13 protein-coding genes are annotated in these 17,097 nt (G+C 68.2%); 7 read left to right on the top strand and 6 right to left on the bottom strand.

Going from position 1 to position 17,097, the window contains the following annotated elements; genetic code table 11:
• Nucleotides 1-18: 18 nt before the first annotated feature.
• Both V9K99_RS25190 and V9K99_RS25185 read right to left on the bottom strand, forming a co-directional pair.
• Nucleotides 19-1,044: an energy-coupling factor ABC transporter permease gene (locus V9K99_RS25190; protein WP_337004455.1), complete on the bottom strand. Its 1,026-nt coding sequence runs from the start codon at nt 1,042-1,044 to the stop codon at nt 19-21.
• A gap of 38 nt (nt 1,045-1,082) precedes the next feature.
• Entirely contained in the window at nt 1,083-2,441 is a 1,359-nt protein-coding gene (locus tag V9K99_RS25185; RefSeq protein WP_337004453.1) for a dihydrolipoyl dehydrogenase family protein, read from the bottom strand.
• Between the two features lie 111 nt (nt 2,442-2,552).
• Between V9K99_RS25185 and V9K99_RS25180 the strand changes: the two genes are divergently transcribed.
• Complete coding sequence (locus V9K99_RS25180; RefSeq protein WP_337004451.1) at nt 2,553-4,055, top strand: PstS family phosphate ABC transporter substrate-binding protein; 1,503 nt, start codon at nt 2,553-2,555, stop codon at nt 4,053-4,055.
• A 9-nt stretch (nt 4,056-4,064) separates the two neighbouring features.
• A complete protein-coding gene (locus V9K99_RS25175) occupies nt 4,065-4,820 on the top strand; it encodes a metallophosphoesterase (RefSeq protein ID WP_337004449.1) in 756 nt (251 codons plus the stop codon).
• Here V9K99_RS25175 and V9K99_RS25170 read toward each other — a convergent pair.
• Both V9K99_RS25170 and V9K99_RS25165 read right to left on the bottom strand, forming a co-directional pair.
• Nucleotides 4,815-5,513, bottom strand: a complete 699-nt coding sequence (locus V9K99_RS25170) for a class I SAM-dependent methyltransferase (protein WP_337323625.1) — start codon at nt 5,511-5,513, stop codon at nt 4,815-4,817. The two genes, V9K99_RS25175 and V9K99_RS25170, sit on opposite strands and share 6 nt — an antisense overlap.
• A gap of 46 nt (nt 5,514-5,559) precedes the next feature.
• The gene (locus V9K99_RS25165; RefSeq protein ID WP_337004445.1) at nt 5,560-7,683 is read right to left on the bottom strand and encodes a peptidoglycan DD-metalloendopeptidase family protein; all 2,124 of its coding nucleotides are present in this window, start codon (nt 7,681-7,683) and stop codon (nt 5,560-5,562) included.
• Nucleotides 7,684-7,920: 237 nt separating this feature from the next.
• Here V9K99_RS25165 and lpdA point away from each other — a divergent pair, with 237 nt between their 5' ends.
• Nucleotides 7,921-9,318: a dihydrolipoyl dehydrogenase gene (gene lpdA / locus V9K99_RS25160; RefSeq protein WP_337004443.1), complete on the top strand. Its 1,398-nt coding sequence runs from the start codon at nt 7,921-7,923 to the stop codon at nt 9,316-9,318.
• 157 nt (nt 9,319-9,475) lie between these two features.
• Entirely contained in the window at nt 9,476-9,934 is a 459-nt protein-coding gene (locus V9K99_RS25155) for a PGPGW domain-containing protein (protein ID WP_337004441.1), read from the top strand.
• Here the strand turns inward: V9K99_RS25155 and V9K99_RS25150 are convergent.
• Nucleotides 9,902-11,095 (bottom strand): FAD-dependent monooxygenase, encoded by a 1,194-nt coding sequence (locus tag V9K99_RS25150; protein WP_337004439.1) that lies wholly within the window; start codon nt 11,093-11,095, stop codon nt 9,902-9,904. The genes V9K99_RS25155 and V9K99_RS25150 overlap by 33 nt on opposite strands.
• 80 nt (nt 11,096-11,175) lie before the next feature.
• Between V9K99_RS25150 and V9K99_RS25145 the strand changes: the two genes are divergently transcribed.
• Nucleotides 11,176-11,850, top strand: coding sequence for a TetR/AcrR family transcriptional regulator (locus V9K99_RS25145; RefSeq protein ID WP_337004437.1), 675 nt, complete (start codon nt 11,176-11,178; stop codon nt 11,848-11,850).
• On the opposite strand, the gene V9K99_RS25140 is transcribed toward V9K99_RS25145, so the two are convergent.
• Nucleotides 11,831-12,727, bottom strand: coding sequence for an AraC family transcriptional regulator (locus V9K99_RS25140; RefSeq protein ID WP_337004435.1), 897 nt, complete (start codon nt 12,725-12,727; stop codon nt 11,831-11,833). The two genes, V9K99_RS25145 and V9K99_RS25140, sit on opposite strands and share 20 nt — an antisense overlap.
• 181 nt (nt 12,728-12,908) lie before the next feature.
• Between V9K99_RS25140 and V9K99_RS25135 the strand changes: the two genes are divergently transcribed.
• Entirely contained in the window at nt 12,909-15,695 is a 2,787-nt protein-coding gene (locus V9K99_RS25135) for a family 78 glycoside hydrolase catalytic domain (protein ID WP_337004433.1), read from the top strand.
• Between the two features lie 61 nt (nt 15,696-15,756).
• Nucleotides 15,757-17,091, top strand: a complete 1,335-nt coding sequence (locus tag V9K99_RS25130) for an ABC transporter substrate-binding protein (protein ID WP_337004430.1) — start codon at nt 15,757-15,759, stop codon at nt 17,089-17,091.
• The last annotated feature ends 6 nt before the right edge of the window (nt 17,092-17,097 follow it).

The following is a 17,097-nucleotide window of genomic DNA, read 5'->3' as shown; positions in this document are numbered from 1 at the left end:
CGAGAAGACCGTCACCACTCATGAAGCTCGGTTCGCCCGCAGCGAGGCCAGTTTGGCGATCGCCAGGCCGACGGCGATGGTGACGAGTACGCCGATGATGCCGGCCAATGCACCGGAGACCTGGGTGTTGCCGATCCCGCTGACGCCGTAGTCGGCGAGTGGGCTGCCCGCGACCGCGGAGTCCTTGGCCGCCGTCTCGAAGCCGAGTCTGGCGCCGACGAACTCGAGACCGTCCGGATGCGCACTGGCGAACAGGCTGAGGCCACCGGCCACGAGCAGCGACACTGCAACCCCGACGCCGAGCGTCCGTCCGGCCGGCTTGGCCGCGATGGGCTTGTCCGGCGACACGGTCGAGGTGTTCCCGTCGGCATCGACGAGGATGAGGTCCTTCTGCAGGTGGCGAGCGGCGTACACCAGGTCGGGCCGGGTCGCGACGACCGCGCTCAGCACCGCGGCCGTGATGACCGCCTCACCGATGCCGACCAGGATGTGCCAGCCGACCATCGCGGTCGCGAGCTTCCCGAGCGGGATGTCGACTGCGCCGCCGATCGCGTACAGCCCGGTGAACGCGAGCGCGGCCACCGGCACCGACACCAGCGCGCCGACAGTCGCCGCCGGTACGACGCTGCCCACCTTCCGCGGCAGCACCTGCAGGATCGCGCGGGTCAGGAAGTAGCCGACCAGAACGGTGATGATCCCCATCAGCGTGATGTTCGTGCCGAGTGCGGTCAGACCCCCGTCGGCGAACAGCAACCCTTGCACGAGCAGCACGGTCGACATCACCAGTACGGCGGTCCACGGGCCGACCAGGGCCGCGGCCAGCGCGCCACCGAGCAGGTGCCCGCTGGTCCCCGCGCCGACCGGGAAGTTCACCATCTGCACCGCGAACACGAACGCCGCGGTCAGCCCGGCCAGCGCCGGACCCGTCTCGCGGAGCTCGCGATTCGCCCGCTGCAGGCTGACGCCGACGGCTCCGGCAGCGATCAGTCCGGTGGCGATGGAGGTAGGCGCGTCGAAGAATCCGTCAGGAACATGCACGCGCATATCTTCATCCTGTTGCGACCCGATCGCAACAAGGGATCTCACAACTGCTTGAGTGCATCCCCGATCGCACGGTGGAAGGTCGGGTATGCGTAGATCATCTGTTGCAGAGTGTGAACGGGAACGGCCGCATGGACGGCGACCGCGAGCGCGCCGAGCACCTCGCCACCGGTCGGCCCGGCGCTGGTCGCACCGACCAGCACGCCGCGCTCGTTGTCGACCACGAGTTTGATGAAGCCCTCGTTCCCCGCCTTGTGGATCCAGCCGCGCGTCGACGACGGGATCTGGGCGGACCCGATCTTCACGTCGAGGCCGGCCTCGCGCGCCTGCTTCTCGGTCATCCCGACCGCGCCGATCTCCGGGTCGGTGAAGGTCACCCGCGGCATCGCGTGGTAGCTCGCCAGCGGTGCGTCCTCGCTGCCGAGGATGTCGAACACCGCGACGTTCGCCTGGTACATCGCGTTGTGCGTGAACGCGCCGACGCCGGTCACGTCACCGACGCCCCAGACACCGTCCGCGGCCCGGACGTGCTCGTCCACCTCGAGCCGCCGGACGCCGGGATCGATCCCGACCTGGTCGAGGCCGAGAGCCTTCACGTCGACCCGGCGACCCGTTGCCACGAGCAACTTCTCGCCGGTGACGGTGGTGCCGTCCTCCAGGCTCACGGTGAAGGTGGTCCCGTCGTACGCGACCTTCTGGGCGTGGACGCCGGTGTGGAAGGTGACGCCGTCACGCTCGAGCGCCTCGCGGGCCAGTTGGCCGGACTCGGGCTCCTCCATCGACAGCACCTGGTCGGCGCCCTCGATCACGGTCACCTCGACACCGAACCGGGCGAACACCTGGGTCAGCTCCAGGCCGATCGCGCCGCCGCCGAGCACCAGGATCGAGGCCGGCAGCGTGTCCGCCTCGATCGCCTCGTGATTCGTCCAGTACGGCGTACCGGCGAGACCGTCGATCGGCGGCACCACCGGGACGGCGCCGGTCGCGATCACGATGCCGCGGGACGCCTCGAACTCCCGGTCGCCGGCCTTGACCGTCCGCGGACCGGTGATGGTGGCACGCTCGCGCAGGAAGGTGACGCCCTTCTTGACCAGTCGGTCGACCGCGACCTGGTCGTTCCAGCTGTCGGTCGCCTCCTCGCGGATCCGCTTGGCCACCGGCGCCCAGTCCGGCTGGACGGACGCCGTACCGGCCATGCCGTCGACCCGGCGGGTCTCGGCGATCAGGTTGGCGGCCCGGATCATCATCTTGCTCGGCACGCAGCCCCAGTACGGGCACTCACCGCCGACCAGCCGCGGATCCAGACCGACCACGTTCAGTCCGGCCTCCGCCAGCCGGCCCGCCGTCTCCTCCCCGCCCACCCCGAGTCCGATCACGACCACGTCAACCTGTTCAGCCATGCCGACCAATCTCGCAGACCGGCCGCACACGGCCAAGCCCACACCCCGTACGTCACCGCTCGGTAAGGACCCGTTCACCGCGCCTGGATAGCGTTTTCGCAGGAGGGGACAGTGGATTTCTCGGGTTTCGGTGAGATCAATCTCGAAACGATCATCGCCGCCGTCGCGCTGATCGCTTCGGTGGTCGCCTGGCTGATCGACCGGTACGTGCTGCGGCGCAAACGGCTCGTCTACCGGGTCCAGGTGGATGCCCCCATCGGGGTCTATCCCAGCGCGGACAAGACACAGCGGATGGTCGATGTCGAAGTACGCCACCAGGACGCGGTGGTGGAGAACCCGAGCATCGTGCTGCTCCGGCTGGACAACGCCGGCGGGATGGACATCGACCCGCACGACATGCACGAGAAGGTGTCGTTCGCCTTCCCGGACCGCAAGATCGTCGGGCTCAAGGTGACCGAGGCCCAGCCGGCGTCGCTCGGCGAGATGTTGCAGCGCCGGCTGGTCCCGGCGAACTACGTCGACACCAGCAAGCTGGTGCTGCCCCGGATCGCGATCAACCGCGGCGACCACTTCAAGTTCCTGCTCGTGCTGTCGGGGACCGGGAAGGGCGTGACGCATGCCGGCTATCTGGCCGGCGGGTCGACCGGTGGTGGGGTCTATCACGAGCCACGGCCGCGCGGTCCCGGTCGTCGGTCGCTGATGTTCGGCGCGCTGTCGCTGTTGCTCGTGGGTGCCCTGGTCGCGTTGTTCCTGGTCGACGTACTGCAGCCGCCGGACAACTGCGCCTCCGGGCAGGTGCGCATCATCGGGTCGACCGCGGTCGAGCAGACCATGCGCGAGGTGCGGACCGCGTACGCGGCCGAGTGCACCGACGCCGACATCACCATCGCGGCGAACGGGAGCCGCAGCGGTATCCGCACCCTCAAGGAGACCGGCGCGCAGGACGCGGGCGCGGCCGGGAAGCTGATCGCGATGTCCGACGGTACGGCGGAAGACGCACCGGACCTGTGGGGTGAGCCGGTCGCGGTGGTCGTGTTCGCGGTCGCGGTGAACCGGTCGTCGGACGTGACCGCGCTGACCACCGCGCAACTGCGCGACATCTACGGCGGCCGGATCACCAACTGGAAGCAGCTCGGCGGCCGGGACCTGCCGATCCGGATGGTGAGCCGCGTCGGGCCGGACTCGGGTTCGCGACGGGTGTTCCGGGACAAGGTGCTGGGCGGCGATCAGGAGCTCGGCATCTCCTCCGACGACTGCCGTCGCGACGACCCGGTCGCCAAACATCATCGCTGCGAAGTCGGTACGACGGAGGAGCTGCTGACCCGGGTGAACGAGATCGACGGCGCGATCGGGTACGCCGAGCTCGGCAGCACCCGGAAGTACCCGGAGATCACGGTCGCCTCGATCGATGGCGTCGTACCGGATGCGGCGAAGGTCGCGGACGGGGCGTACAAGTTCTGGGAGGTCGAGCACGCGTACACCTACCAGGCACCCGAGGCGGACTCGCTCACGGCGACATTCCTCGACTACCTCCGATCGGCGCAGGCGCGGCCGGTGCTGGCTCGCGGCGGGCTGGTTCCCTGCAACGATCTGCCGGGTGGTTTCTGCGGTTAGGGTGCAGACATGTACGTGATCGCGCACCTCAGTGACCCGCATCTCGACGGCTCGGAGGAGGCGCGCTCCCGGCTGCGGCGGATCACGTCGTACCTGCGCGGGTTCAGCCGGCCGGTGGACGTCATCCTGGTCACCGGCGACCTCGCCGACCACGGCCTGGAAGCGGAGTACGCCGAACTAGCGGACGAACTGAAGTCGGATGTGCCGGTGCTCTTGCTGCCCGGCAACCATGACGTGAGCGCACCACTTCGGACCGGTCTGGCGTCGTACGTCGACTCACCAGGCGAGGGTCATCCGGTCCACCAGGTGCGCGACGTCGCCGGAGCACGCTTCGTTCTGGTCGACAGCACCGTGCCGGGCGAGGACCACGGTTTGCTGTCCGAGGAGTCCCTGAGCTGGCTGGACGGCGTACTGCGTGAGTCCTTCGACGGGCCGGTATTCGTGGCCTTCCACCACCCACCGCTGGACCTGCATCACCCGGTGATGGACCAGTGGATGCTCCGATCCCGGGACGCCTTCGAGGCCGTCCTGACCGGCAAGCCGATCACCGCACTACTCACCGGCCACGTCCACAACCCCATCGTCACCTCCTTCGCCGGCCACCCCGTCCTCGGCGCCCCGGGCATCCGCTCGACGGTCCCCCTCCCCTTCGAGCCACCAACCCCCGACGGCCGCATCGTCGACACCACAGCCCATGCCGGCTTAGCCCTCCACATCCACACCCCCGGCGAACCCTTGCAAACCTTCTACCGGTTTCCCCTATAAGAGCCGGCCGCGGATGTAGAGCAATTGCGGGACCTCGCGCCAGACCGGGGTGTCTTGGGGTGGCTCGCGTAGTTGGTTGATGACGAAGCCGGTGTCGGCCAGGGTGTTGACGTAGGTGCTGAGGGTCCGGTGGTAGGCGCCGACCGGTAGCGCGTTTCGATGCTGGCCTGGGCCGTCCCAGTAGCCCTCGACGAAGTACTTGCCGACCGTACGACGGACGCTCTGGTCGACGTGGTCCACGAGTTCCCCGGTGGCGGGCGTCTTGAAGCAGGGGTGCGTGATGGAGACGACGAACCAGCCTCCGGGCCTGAGGACGCGGGCCATTGATCGGAGGGTCTGGCCGAGGTCCGGGATGTCCATCAAGGCCATGTAGCAGACGACCCCGTCGAACGAGTCGTCGGCGAGCCCTTCGAGGGTCTGCGCATCGCCATGCCGATACGAGATGCCCAGCGGCTCGGTTTCCTCGTGCTGCCGAGCCTTCTCGAGGAGCTTCTCGGACACATCGACACCGGTGACCGCTGCGCCCTGCGCTGCCAGGAAGCGGGCCTCGCGACCCTGGCCGCACGCGACGACGCAGACCTCCTGACCGGCCACCTCGCCGACCAATTCGGTGAAGGTTGGGTCGTCGAGGGCTGAGCCCGCTCCGACCCACTCGTCGTACTCGCCGGCCACGTCGTCGTACCTGGATCTCATGCTCTTGCCACGAACGAGCGGGCGCGGCGGTTCCACGGTTCTGCTGCTAGGAGACGGCGGGTTTGCCGAACTCCCAGTGCCAGGGCTCCTCGCGGGAGCCGCCCTGGTCGGCCCAGGACGGGTGGACCCAGCCGAACTTGGCGGCCCGCGACTTCATCCATTGGTACTGCGCCGTGCCGAAGCGATCCACGCCGCCGCAGAGGTCCACGGCCACGCCCCACCCGTGGTTGGACGTGCCGGGCAGTGCGGCGAGGGACGGCTTGCGGGAGTAGAGGCTGACCTGCGACGAGTAGGAGCGGTACGAGTCGGTGATGCACAGCGTCTTGCCGAACTGGGCCCGGTAGGCGCGCGCCAACTGCAGGTAGGCGGCGGCCGCGTCGCAGCGGAGCATGTGGCCGGACCCGAGCGCGCAGAGCTTGCTGGCCGGGATCATGCCGTTGCTGTAGCCACCCCAGCCCACGGTCGCGCTACCAGTCGCCAGGAACGGCATCGGGTTCACCGGGTCGCCGCCGAGGCGGACCTCGAAGTGCAGGTGGGGGCCGGTCGAGTTCCCCTCCGTGCCGACCGCTCCGATGCGCTGGCCGGCACTGACCTGCGCGCCATCAGCCACGTCGACCGAGCTCAGGTGCGCGTACAGCGTCTCCAGTCCGTTGCCGTGGTCGATGCGCACCAGGTTCCCCGCCCAGGCCGGGTGCTCGACCTGGACGACACCCGAGGTCACCGCGCGAACCGGCGTACCAACGGCGGCCGGGAAGTCCTGACCGGTGTGGTACCCGCTCGACCACAGCGCTCCGGCCTGACCGAACGACGTACCGATCTCGTAGGTGCCTTCGGCCAGCGGCCACGTCCAGGAGCCGCTCCCGACGTTGTACGACGTCGCCGTGTTGCCACACCGGAACGCGTAGGCCTCCGAGGTCGCCACCGGCGCGACCTGAGGCTTGACCGGCTTGCCGAGGGTCGGGCGCAGGGCGGCGTACAGGTTGTCCGGGACCTTGGTCACGACGACCGAGCCCTTGGCCTCGTCCGCGGCGATCATCTCGCCGTTGTCGAGGGCGACACCGATGTGGAACAGGCCGAGCGACTTGCTACCCATCACGAGCAGGTCGCCGGGCTGGACGTGTGAGGCCGGCACCGCCTGGTAGTTCGGGTAGACCTTGCCGATCAGGTTCGGCAGCGTGGTGTACGGCTGCCACGCGACGCGCGCGGCACCGAGACAGCCGTAGCTGCCCGGCCCGGTCGCGGCGACGCCGTACGGCTTCCCGAGCAGACTGAATGCCTGGTTCACCGCCCGGATCGTCTCGGCCGACAGGACCTTGACGGTCCGAGCGCCCTGGACCACGGCGGCCGCCCCGGCAACGGGCGCGCCCGCGGCGGTGAGCGGCTGCAGGCCCTTCGGGAGCTTGGCCGGATTCCTCAGTACTGCGGCCGCCGGCGGAGTGATCTTGGCGGTCGTCAGCTCGGCCAAGTACGCCTGCCAGCGAGCCAGAGCTTGCTGATTCCGGGCGAGCTGCAGCTGCTTGGACAGCGCCGACGCACCATCGAGGTCGGCGAACTGGCTCTCCATCATCAGCGAGGCGTCGGCCGCCTGCTGCTGCACCTCTTGGCTCAGCTGCTTGGCCTTGGCCGCGGCCTCGTTGGCGGCGGCCCGCTTGCTTGCGGCCTCCGACTTCGCCTTACCGGCCTCGTTCTCGGCGGCCATCGCGGTCTGGTACTGCGAGACCTGCGTGCTGCCGAGCTGCTGGATGGCGGTCTGCCGGTCGGCGATCTCCTGCAGGTTCTCCGCGATCGGGGCGAGCGACCACAGCATCGACTCGGTACCGAGCACGGTCGGGATGCCGGTTTGGTACGCCTGCGCGGTCAGGAGCCCGAGCCGCCGGCGCTCCTCGTCCGCCTGGCCCTTCGACGCGGTCGCCGAGGTCTCCGCCTTCTTCGCCGCCGCTTCGGCGGCCTGCGCGGCCTTCAGCGCGTTCGTGTACGCGATCGTCGCCTTCGCGAAATCAGCCTGTACGGCGGCTGCCTCGGCCTGGAGCTGTTCCAGCGACCGGTTCACATCCGTGACGGAGGCCGGCGGTGGTGGCGTGGGATCGTCGGCGTACGCGGGCACCGCGAACACCGCGAGCAATGTGCCGAGTGCCGCGAACCGCAGCCCCCGACGGCTCCCCACACCCATCAGGTCCCCATCCTCGATCGCCCCACGCGAGCGCAGGAGGTGACGGCCCCCGCGCGCCCCCAGCGTAGGCGTCGAACGGTCCGGACGAAACCCCAGTTCACGGACTGTGACCATGGCGCCGGGTGGATCGCCCGATCGTGACCGCGGCACCGGCCGATCGGTGACCCCGGTCACGCTCGCGACCAAGCGTCGTACCACTGGTCCGGAGGGCTGGCGCGACCCACTAAAGTTCACCCCATGGCCTCGCACTTTGACGTTGTTGTCCTCGGCGCAGGTCCGGGTGGGTACGTCGCGGCGATCCGCGCCGCCCAGCTCGGGCTCAAGACCGCCATCATCGAGAAGAAGTACTGGGGCGGTGTCTGCCTGAACGTGGGCTGCATCCCGTCCAAGGCGCTGCTGCGCAACGCCGAACTGGCGCACATCTTCCGGGCGGAGGCGAAGACCTTCGGCATCAGCGGCGAGGTCAGCTTCGACTTCCCGACCGCGGTGCAGCGCAGCCGGAAGGTCGCCGACGGCCGGGTCAAGGGCGTCCACTTCCTGATGAAGAAGAACAACATCACCGAGTTCGACGGCTGGGGCTCGTTCACCGACGCCAACACCCTGGACGTCAGCCTGAACGACGGCTCGTCCGAGACCGTCACCTTCGACAACTGCATCATCGCCACCGGGGCGACCACCAAGCTGCTGCCGGGCACCCAGCTGAGCGAGCGGGTGGTGACCTACGAGGAGCAGATCCTCACCGAGGAGCTGCCGGGCAGCATCATCATCGCCGGCGCCGGCGCGATCGGCGTCGAGTTCGCCTACGTGCTGACCAACTACGGCGTGAAGGTCACCATCGTCGAGTTCCTGGACCGGATGGTGCCGCTCGAGGACGCCGAGGTGTCCAAGGAGCTGGCCAAGGCCTACAAGAAGCTCGGCGTCGAGGTGCTCACCTCCACCCGGGTCGACGCGATCGACGACTCCGGCGACAAGGTGAAGGTCACCGTCACCGGCAAGGACGGCAACCAGCAGACGCTGGAGGCCGACAAGGTGCTGCAGGCGATCGGCTTCCAGCCCCGCGTCGACGGCTACGGCCTGGACAAGATCGGCGTCAAGCTGACCGAGCGCGGCGCGATCGAGGCCGACGGCTTCCTGCGCACCAACGTGCCGAACATCTTCGCCATCGGCGACGTCAACGCGAAGCTGATGCTCGCGCACGCGGCCGAGGCCCAGGGCGTGATCGCGGCCGAGACCATCGCCGGGCACGAGACGATGGAACTCGACCACGTGATGATCCCGCGCGCCACCTTCTGCCAGCCGCAGGTGGCCAGCTTCGGCTACACCGAGGAGCAGGCCAAGGAGAAGGGGTACGACGTCAAGGTCGCGAAGTTCCCGTTCACCGCGAACGGCAAGGCGCACGGCCTCGGCGACCCGAGCGGTTTCGTCAAGGTGATCAGCGACGCCAAGTACGGCGAACTGCTCGGCGCCCACCTGATCGGCCCCGAGGTCACCGAACTGCTGCCCGAGCTGACCCTGGCGCAGAAGTGGGACCTGACCACCAAGGAACTGGCCCGCAACGTCCACGCCCACCCGACCCTGAGCGAGGCCCTCCAGGAGGCCTTCCACGGCCTCGAAGGCCACATGATCAACTTCTGACCCCGACCATTTCAGGGGTTGACCCCTGAAATTGTGGGTTGGCCCACCTGCATGCGAGGTGCCAACCCACAAGCTCAGGGGTCAACCCCTGAAATTGGCTGGGGTGCTTTCGACGCGGTGGGGCGGGGATTGTTGCCGGAGCACGTACGCTTGGGGCGTGGCCGAGAAGAGGGGTCCCGACCGCACTGATCACAACATCACGCTGGACGCACAGGACGACCGGTGGGAGTGGCGGCGGCGGATACGGGCGGATCCTAAGAAGCACCTGATCTACCGGGTCGGTGTGGGCGTGGTGGGCGGGATATTGATCATTGCCGCGCCGTTGACCGGGTGGTTGCCCGGTCCCGGCGGCATCCCCTTGTTCATCGCGGGTCTCGCCGTACTGGCGAGCGAGTTCGAGTGGGCACAGCGGGTGCTCTACAAGGTCAAGGACTGGGTCAAGGAGCTGACCGCCTGGACCGGTAAGCAGCCGGCCTGGTTGAAGGCGCTCGGGACGCTTGCCCTTTTCCTGTGCGTGCTCGTCGCCATCTGGCTGTACCTGGCCGTCCTCGGTGTTCCCGGCTGGTTCCCTGACTCCTGGGAGTCATTCCTGCACAAACTGCCGCTGCTCGACTGAGTAGTCCGGGAGTTCGACCAGGTTGCTGACCTTCTGACCGGCTTTCAGCATCTGGTTCAGCAGGAAGGGCTGCGAGAGCAGCCGGTTCCGCGCGGCGATGCCGAAACGGGTGCCCGGGGCAAGGAACTTCCCGGTCCGGTTGCCGCCGTACTGCGTCTTCGACACGGACTTGCACAACCGCGCTTCGTAACGATGGAACGCCGCCCGGTAGTCACCGCCCGCCGTGGCCAGCTCCCCGGCCAGGATGTACGACGCGACGACCGCCGTACTCGTGCCCATGCCGCCGACTGTCGCGCCGTACCCGGCGTCGCCGAGGAGCACGATCCGCCCGGTCGACCAGTGGTCCACGTCGACCCGGCTGATCGAGTCGAAGTACAACTCAGTTGCCGCTGGCAACCCTTCGAGCAACTGCGGGACATGCCAGCCCAGATCCGCGAACGCGGCCGCGATGATCGCCTTCTGCTGCTCGCGATCCCGCCTGTCATAGGACAGCTCCGGCGACTTGAACAGAAACATCGTCCCCGCCATCGCCGGATCCCGCCGGTCCGGGCCGACACTCGCCACCCGTCCGGGAACGTTGTACAGCAACGCATCCCCGGAGATCCCGAGCGTGTTCGGCAGTTCCCAGCCGGCAATGTAGTAACCGAGATGGCGCACATAGTCCTTCTCCGGACCGAACGCCAGCCGCCGGACGATCGAGTGCAGCCCGTCCGCCCCGATCACCAGGTCGTACGTCTCCCCGATCCCGCTCTCGAACCGCACGTCGACCCCACCCGCGTGCTCGGTCAGACTCGCGATCGAGTCCCCGAACCGGTACGACGCTTTGTCGCTGGAGTGCTCGTACAACACCCGGGACAGGTCCGACCGCAGTACCTCCAGCTCTCCCCCGGCGAACTCACCGGGCAGCCGCATCAACTGCCGGCCGGCCGAGTCCACGAACCGCATCGGACTGCCACCCGTCTGCCGGGCCTTCAAGTCCTCGAGCACGCCCATCCGGGACAGGACCTCCAGGTTCACCGGCCCGCGGAAGTCGACTGCGTAGCCGCCCTCCCGGAGGGCCGGGCTGATCTCGACCACCGTGACGTCGTACCCGTACCGCCCGAGCCAGTTCGCCACCGCCGGACCGGCCACGCTCGCTCCCGACACCAGAACCTTCATCATCGCCTCCAGAGTTAATTGTGTCTGCCGGACACAGTAATGTGTATGGTAGACACAGTTCAAGCTCGGACGGAAGGGATGTCATGAGAGAACTGCTCTGGGGCCGGTCGCAGCAGCCGAGCCGCGGCCCGAAGCCGGCCGTGACGCTGGCCGGGATCGCCGAGGCCGCGATCCGGATCGCCGACACCGAAGGTCTGGACGCGGTCTCGATGCAACGCGTCGCCGACGACCTGCCAGTGACCAAGATGGCGCTCTACCGCTACGTCCCGGGCAAGACCGAACTCGTCGCCGTGATGAGTGACCTGGCGATCGGTGCGCCACCTGAGCACGACGACCTGCCGTGGCGCGAGGCGCTGAAGACCTGGGCGCTCGACCTCTACGCAGCCTTCGCCAAGCACCCGTGGCTACTGCAGTCCACCATCGGCCGCCGCCTGCTCGGCCCGAACGAGCTGGCCTGGATGGATCGGGGGGTCGAAAAGCTGGCCGATTCCGGACTCGACGGCGGCGAACAGTTCGACTCGGTCCTGGTCCTCACCAGCCACGTCCGGAATCTCGCCCAGCAGACCATCACGACCGGTCTCACCGAGGACCACATCAATCAGGCCCTGGCCGAGATCCTCAGCACCGAGGCCGCCCGGTTCCCGAGCCTGGCCGCGGCGCTGCAGACCGCCGGGGGCAGCGAGAACCAGGGCCTGGAGTTCGGTCTCGACCGCATCCTCGACGGCATCGAACTCCTGATCAGTGCGCGGAAGGACTGAGCTTCCGCGTGTTGAAACGTTGCCGATAGGCCGACGCACTCAGCCCGTAGTGCGACCTGAATCGCCGGGCGAAGTAGTTCTGATCCGGCCAGCCCACGGACTCGCCGATCCGGCTGATGGGCAGGTCGGTGTGCAGCAACTGGTCAGCCGCGAGCTCGACCCGATGCCGGGACAGATACGCCATCGGCGGCAACCCGGTCGTCGACTTGAACAGCCGGACCAGATACCCAGGCGCCAGATGCAACTCCTGCGCCAGATCGGACAGCATCCACTGCCGCGCCGGGTCGGCCTCCATCATCCGCATCGCATCCAGTACGGCGGGATGCGTCTGCTCACCGCGTTCGCCGTGCTCGGCGACGGTCCGCGCCAGGCAACTCAGGTACAGCGACAGCCAGCCGACGATGTCTCCACGATGCCGGCTCACCGACTCGTTGCGCAGCTGCCGGAGTTCTTCGAGGTGAGCCAGGCCTTCCTTGACCGTCGGCGGGTCCAGGTGCGCAGTGAGCATGCCGCGTCGCTGCGCCGAGAATGGCCCAGTCCACAATAGATAACCCAGTAAGGGATCCTCGCGGGTCCAGGCCAGTTCTCGCTGGATCAGGTCGGCCGAGAAGCAGCAGTTGTAGACCTGCAGTCCACGGCATTCGTCGTACTGGTGCCACACGCCCGGCCGGAGCAGGATCATGTCGCCGGCCTCGAGTTGCTGGCGGCCGGCCGAACTGTGGTGAACCCCGGCGCCGCCGGTGATCAGCGCGATCTCGAAGAAGCTGTGCGTGTGCAGCGGATGGGTGCTCTCGTGCAGGTGGGGACCCGCGTGCACGACCGTCCCTTCGACGAAGTGCAGCAGCGTCCCCTTGTGGGTCACGGGCTCGTCGGCCATGCCTCACGATAGGACCCGAGGTGCATTTTGTGCTACCACGAGTGCACTTCGGGCTAGTCCCCAGCGATTGGCGGCTTCAGGATCGGGGGACAGGCGAAACGTCCCCGCCATCAATCCGAAACAGACCGAGGCCCTTCGCCACAGCACCTAATGAATCGTTTCACTCGTCGGTTGGAGTCTCATGTCGAACCTCGCCGCACCCACTTCACTCCGCTTCGAACACCGCACCGATGCCGGGCCCGTGCTGGGTATCGGCACCGCGACGCCCCGGCTGTCGTGGCAGATCCCGACCGCTGACGCCGGGTACACGCAGGCGGCGTACGAGGTCGAGGTCACCACGGGCACGGCTCAGGTGTACACGGTCCAGTCCCCCGATCAGATCCTCGTCCCGTGGCCGGGCGACCCGTTGAAGTCGCGCGAGTCCGCCTCGGTCCGCGTCCGTGTCCGCAGCAACGAGGACTGGAGCGAGTGGAGCGAGCCCGCCACCGTGGAGGCTGGTCTCCTCAGCGCCGCCGACTGGACCGCGCGCTTCGTGAGCCCGCGTGACAACGCCTACGGCTCCCCCGCTCCCCTGGTCGCGGGCGTCCTCGAACTGCCTGCGGACATCGTGAAGGCCCGGCTCTATTCCACCGCGCACGGCATCTACCTCCCGGAGCTCAACGGCGAGCGGGTCGGCGACGACGAGCTCGCACCGGGCTGGACGGCGTACCAGCAGCGGCTTCGCTACCAGACGTACGACGTGACCGGCCTGGTCCGCGCCGGCGAGAACCGGCTCGAGTTCCTGGTCGGCAACGGCTGGTACCGCGGCCGGCTTGGCTTCCACGGCAAGAACTCCCTGTACGGCGATCGCATCGCCGTACTCGCCCAGCTCGAGGTCACCACCGCCGACGGCACCGTCCACGTCTTCGAGAGCGACGACACCTGGACCGCGAGCGAGAGCGCGATCATCGCCGACGACCTGTACGACGGTCAGAGCACGGACCTGCGGCGGACAACTGGCGCGGCCACCCCGGTCGACGTACTCGACGCGGACCTCAGCCTGCTCGTCGCACCCGACGGACCGCCGGTCCGCATCACCGAGGTCGTCCCTGCGGTCGAGATCAGCACCTCGCCGTCCGGCAGGACCCTGGTCGACTTCGGCCAGAACGTCGTCGGCCGGATCCGGCTGAAGGTCCGCGGCGGCGCCGCTGGTGACGAGGTCGTACTGCGTCACGCCGAGGTGCTGGAGAACGGTGAACTCGGCGTTCGCCCGCTGCGCACCGCCAAGGCGACCGACTCGTACATCCTGGCCGGACCCGACGAGGTCACGCTCGACTCGCCGCTCACCTTCCACGGCTTCCGGTACGCCGAGGTGTCTGGTGTCGACAATCTGCAAAAGGACGATCTCGAAGCCGTCGTGGTCGGGTCGGACCTGCGCCGGACCGGTTGGTTCGAGTCGTCGCACGAGTTGCTCAACCGCTTCCACGAGAACGTCGTGTGGGGTATGCGCGGCAACTTCGTCGACGTACCGACAGACTGCCCGCAGCGCGACGAACGGCTCGGCTGGACCGGTGACATCCAGGTCTTCTCCCCCACCGCGAGCTTCCTGTTCGACACGGCCGGGTTCCTCACCAACTGGCTGGCCGATCTCGCGGCCGAGCAGCAGAAGGACGGTTCGGTCCCGTTCGTCGTACCGGATGTGCTCAAGCACACCGGGCCGGCCACGGCCGCATGGGGTGACGCGGCAACGATCGTGCCGTGGGTCATCTACGAACGCACCGGTGACGCCGCGCTGCTCGCTCGGCAGCTGCCGAGTATGCGCGGCTGGGTGGACAAGATGGTGGAGCTGGCCGGTGCCGATCTGCTGTGGTCCGGCGGGTTCCAGTTCGGCGACTGGCTCGACCCGACCGCGCCGCCGGACAACCCGTTCCGCGCCAAGGCCGACCCGGACGTCCTCGCCACCGCGCACTTGGCCCGGTCGGCCGAGGTCGTCGCGAAGGCCGCCGAGGTCGTCGGCGACGCGGAACTGGCGCGCGAGTACGCCGACCTGGCCGCACGGGTCCGGCAGGCGTTCGCGGCCGAGTACACGACCGAGGGCGGCCGCGTATTGAGCGACGCGGCAACGAACTATGCACTCGCTCTGCAGTGGGCCCTGCTGCCGACGGAGACCCAGCGGAAGCGTGCCGCCGAACGCCTGGCCGACCTGGTCCGTACGGCGGGTTTCCGGATCAGTACCGGATTCGTCGGTACGCCGTTGATGGCGGACGCGCTGGCCGATTCCGGACATCCCGCCCTCGCGTACCGCCTCCTGCTAGAGACAGGCTGCCCCTCTTGGCTGTACGCAGTGACGATGGGCGCGACGACAGTCTGGGAACGCTGGGACAGCATGCTGCCCGACGGCAGCATCAACCCCGGCCAGATGACGTCCTTCAACCACTACGCCCTCGGCGCGGTCGCCGACTGGATGCACCGTCGCGTCGCCGGTCTGGCCGCGGGCGACCCCGGCTACCGCACGATCGTCGTACGCCCGCTCTACACCTCGCACCTGACCAGCGCGTCGGCTAAGCACCTCACGCCGTACGGCGAGGCCGCGGTGTCGTGGACGCGGTCCGACGGCCAGGTCCGGCTGAGCGTGACCGTGCCGGTGGGTTCGCGGGCGCAGGTCGACGTACCGGGTGAAAGTGCACCGGTCGAGGTTGCCCACGGGACACACGAGTGGACCGCAGCTGACCCGGCTGCCGAGACGCCGGCGCTGCCCGCGGAGCCCAGCATCCGACAGCTGATGGACCACGAATCCAGCTGGGACACGATCGTTGCCGCCGCCAAGGAGACGGAGGTCGTCGCGGACGACGCCGAACTCGCGGCGCGGCTGGAGCGGTACCTGGACCAGCCGGCCACCGAGCTGGTCGAAGCGATCAGCCCACGCGGTTTCACCCCCAGCGCCGAAGCCCTGCAGGCCAAGCTCGACGCCCTGCTCGACAACAACTGACCACACCCCTACCGACCCCCGCCCCGATGCAGATGCCCTGAAGAAACATCCCTTGGAGGTCATGATGACGTTCCGCCCAGGTACGAGAGGACTGGCCGTCCTCGCGGTCTGCTCACTCGCCCTGACCGCGTGCAGCGCAGGCAGTCTCGGATCCAGCAGCGACGACTCGAGCGGCGCCTCGGTCACGATCACCTACCTGACCACGAACCAGGACCAGGACGTGAAGGAGGCCGAGCAGCTCGCGAAGGACTTCTCCGCGAAGAACCCCGGCATCACGGTCAAGGTGGAGACCCGCCCGGGCGGTACCGAGGGCGACAACATCGTCAAGACCCGGCTGTCGACCGGCGACATGGTCGACGTCTTCAACTACAACACCGGATCGCTGTTCAACGCGATCGCGCCGTCGAAGAACCTGCTGTCGGTCAACGACGAACCGTGGGTCGCGAACCTGGACGACAACTTCAAGAAGACCGTGACCGCCGACGGGCAGGTGTACGGCGCGCCCGTCGGCGGCTTCATGGGCGGCGCGGTCCTCTACAGCATCCCGGTCTACGAGAAGCTCGGGCTGAAGGTGCCGGCGACCTGGGCCGAGTTCATGGCCAACAACGCCAAGATCAAGGCATCCGGCGGCGGGGTCGCACCGGTGATCCAGACGTACGGCGAGACCTGGACGTCGCAGCTGTTCGTCCTCGGTGACTTCCACAACGTGTCCGCCGCCGAGCCGGACTTCGCCGACAAGTACACCAAGAACCAGGCGAAGTACGCGACGTCGCCGGCCGCGCTGAAGGGGTTCGAGCACACGCAGCAGGTGCACGACATGGGCTATGAGAACAAGGACTTCGCCTCGGCGAAGCTGCCCGACGGCCTCAAGATGCTTGCCACCGCCAAGGGTGCGCACTACCCGATCCTGTCCGGTGTGGTCGCGAACATGATCGCCACCTACCCGGACGCGGCCAAGACCGTCGGACTGTTCGCGTTGCCTGGTGACGACGCGTCCAAGAACGGCCTGACGCTGTGGACCCCGGGCGGTCTCTACATCCCGAAGACGACCGAGGGCGACAAGCTGGACGCGGCCAAGAAGTTCCTCGCCTTCGTGGCCAGCCCGGACGGCTGCGAGTCCCAGTCCGAGGCGGGTGCCCCGACCGGTCCGTACGCCGTCAAGGGTTGTGAACTGCCGGCCGACGTACCGCAGGCCATCAAGGACATGCAGCCCTACCTCGACAAGCCGGGGGCGTCCAGCCTGGCGCTGGAGTTCCTGTCGCCGGTGAAGGGCCCCTCGCTCGAGCAGATCACGGTCGAGGTCGGATCCGGGATCCGCAAGGCCAAGGACGGTGCGGCGCGGTACGACGAGGATGTGAAGAAGCAGGCCCAGCAACTCGGACTGGCGGGTTGGTGAGGTTCC

The organism is Kribbella sp. CCNWLW201 (genome assembly GCF_037203805.1).
Classification (GTDB): Bacteria; Actinomycetota; Actinomycetes; order Propionibacteriales; family Kribbellaceae; genus Kribbella.
This window is presented reverse-complemented; position numbering and strand designations above follow the sequence as displayed.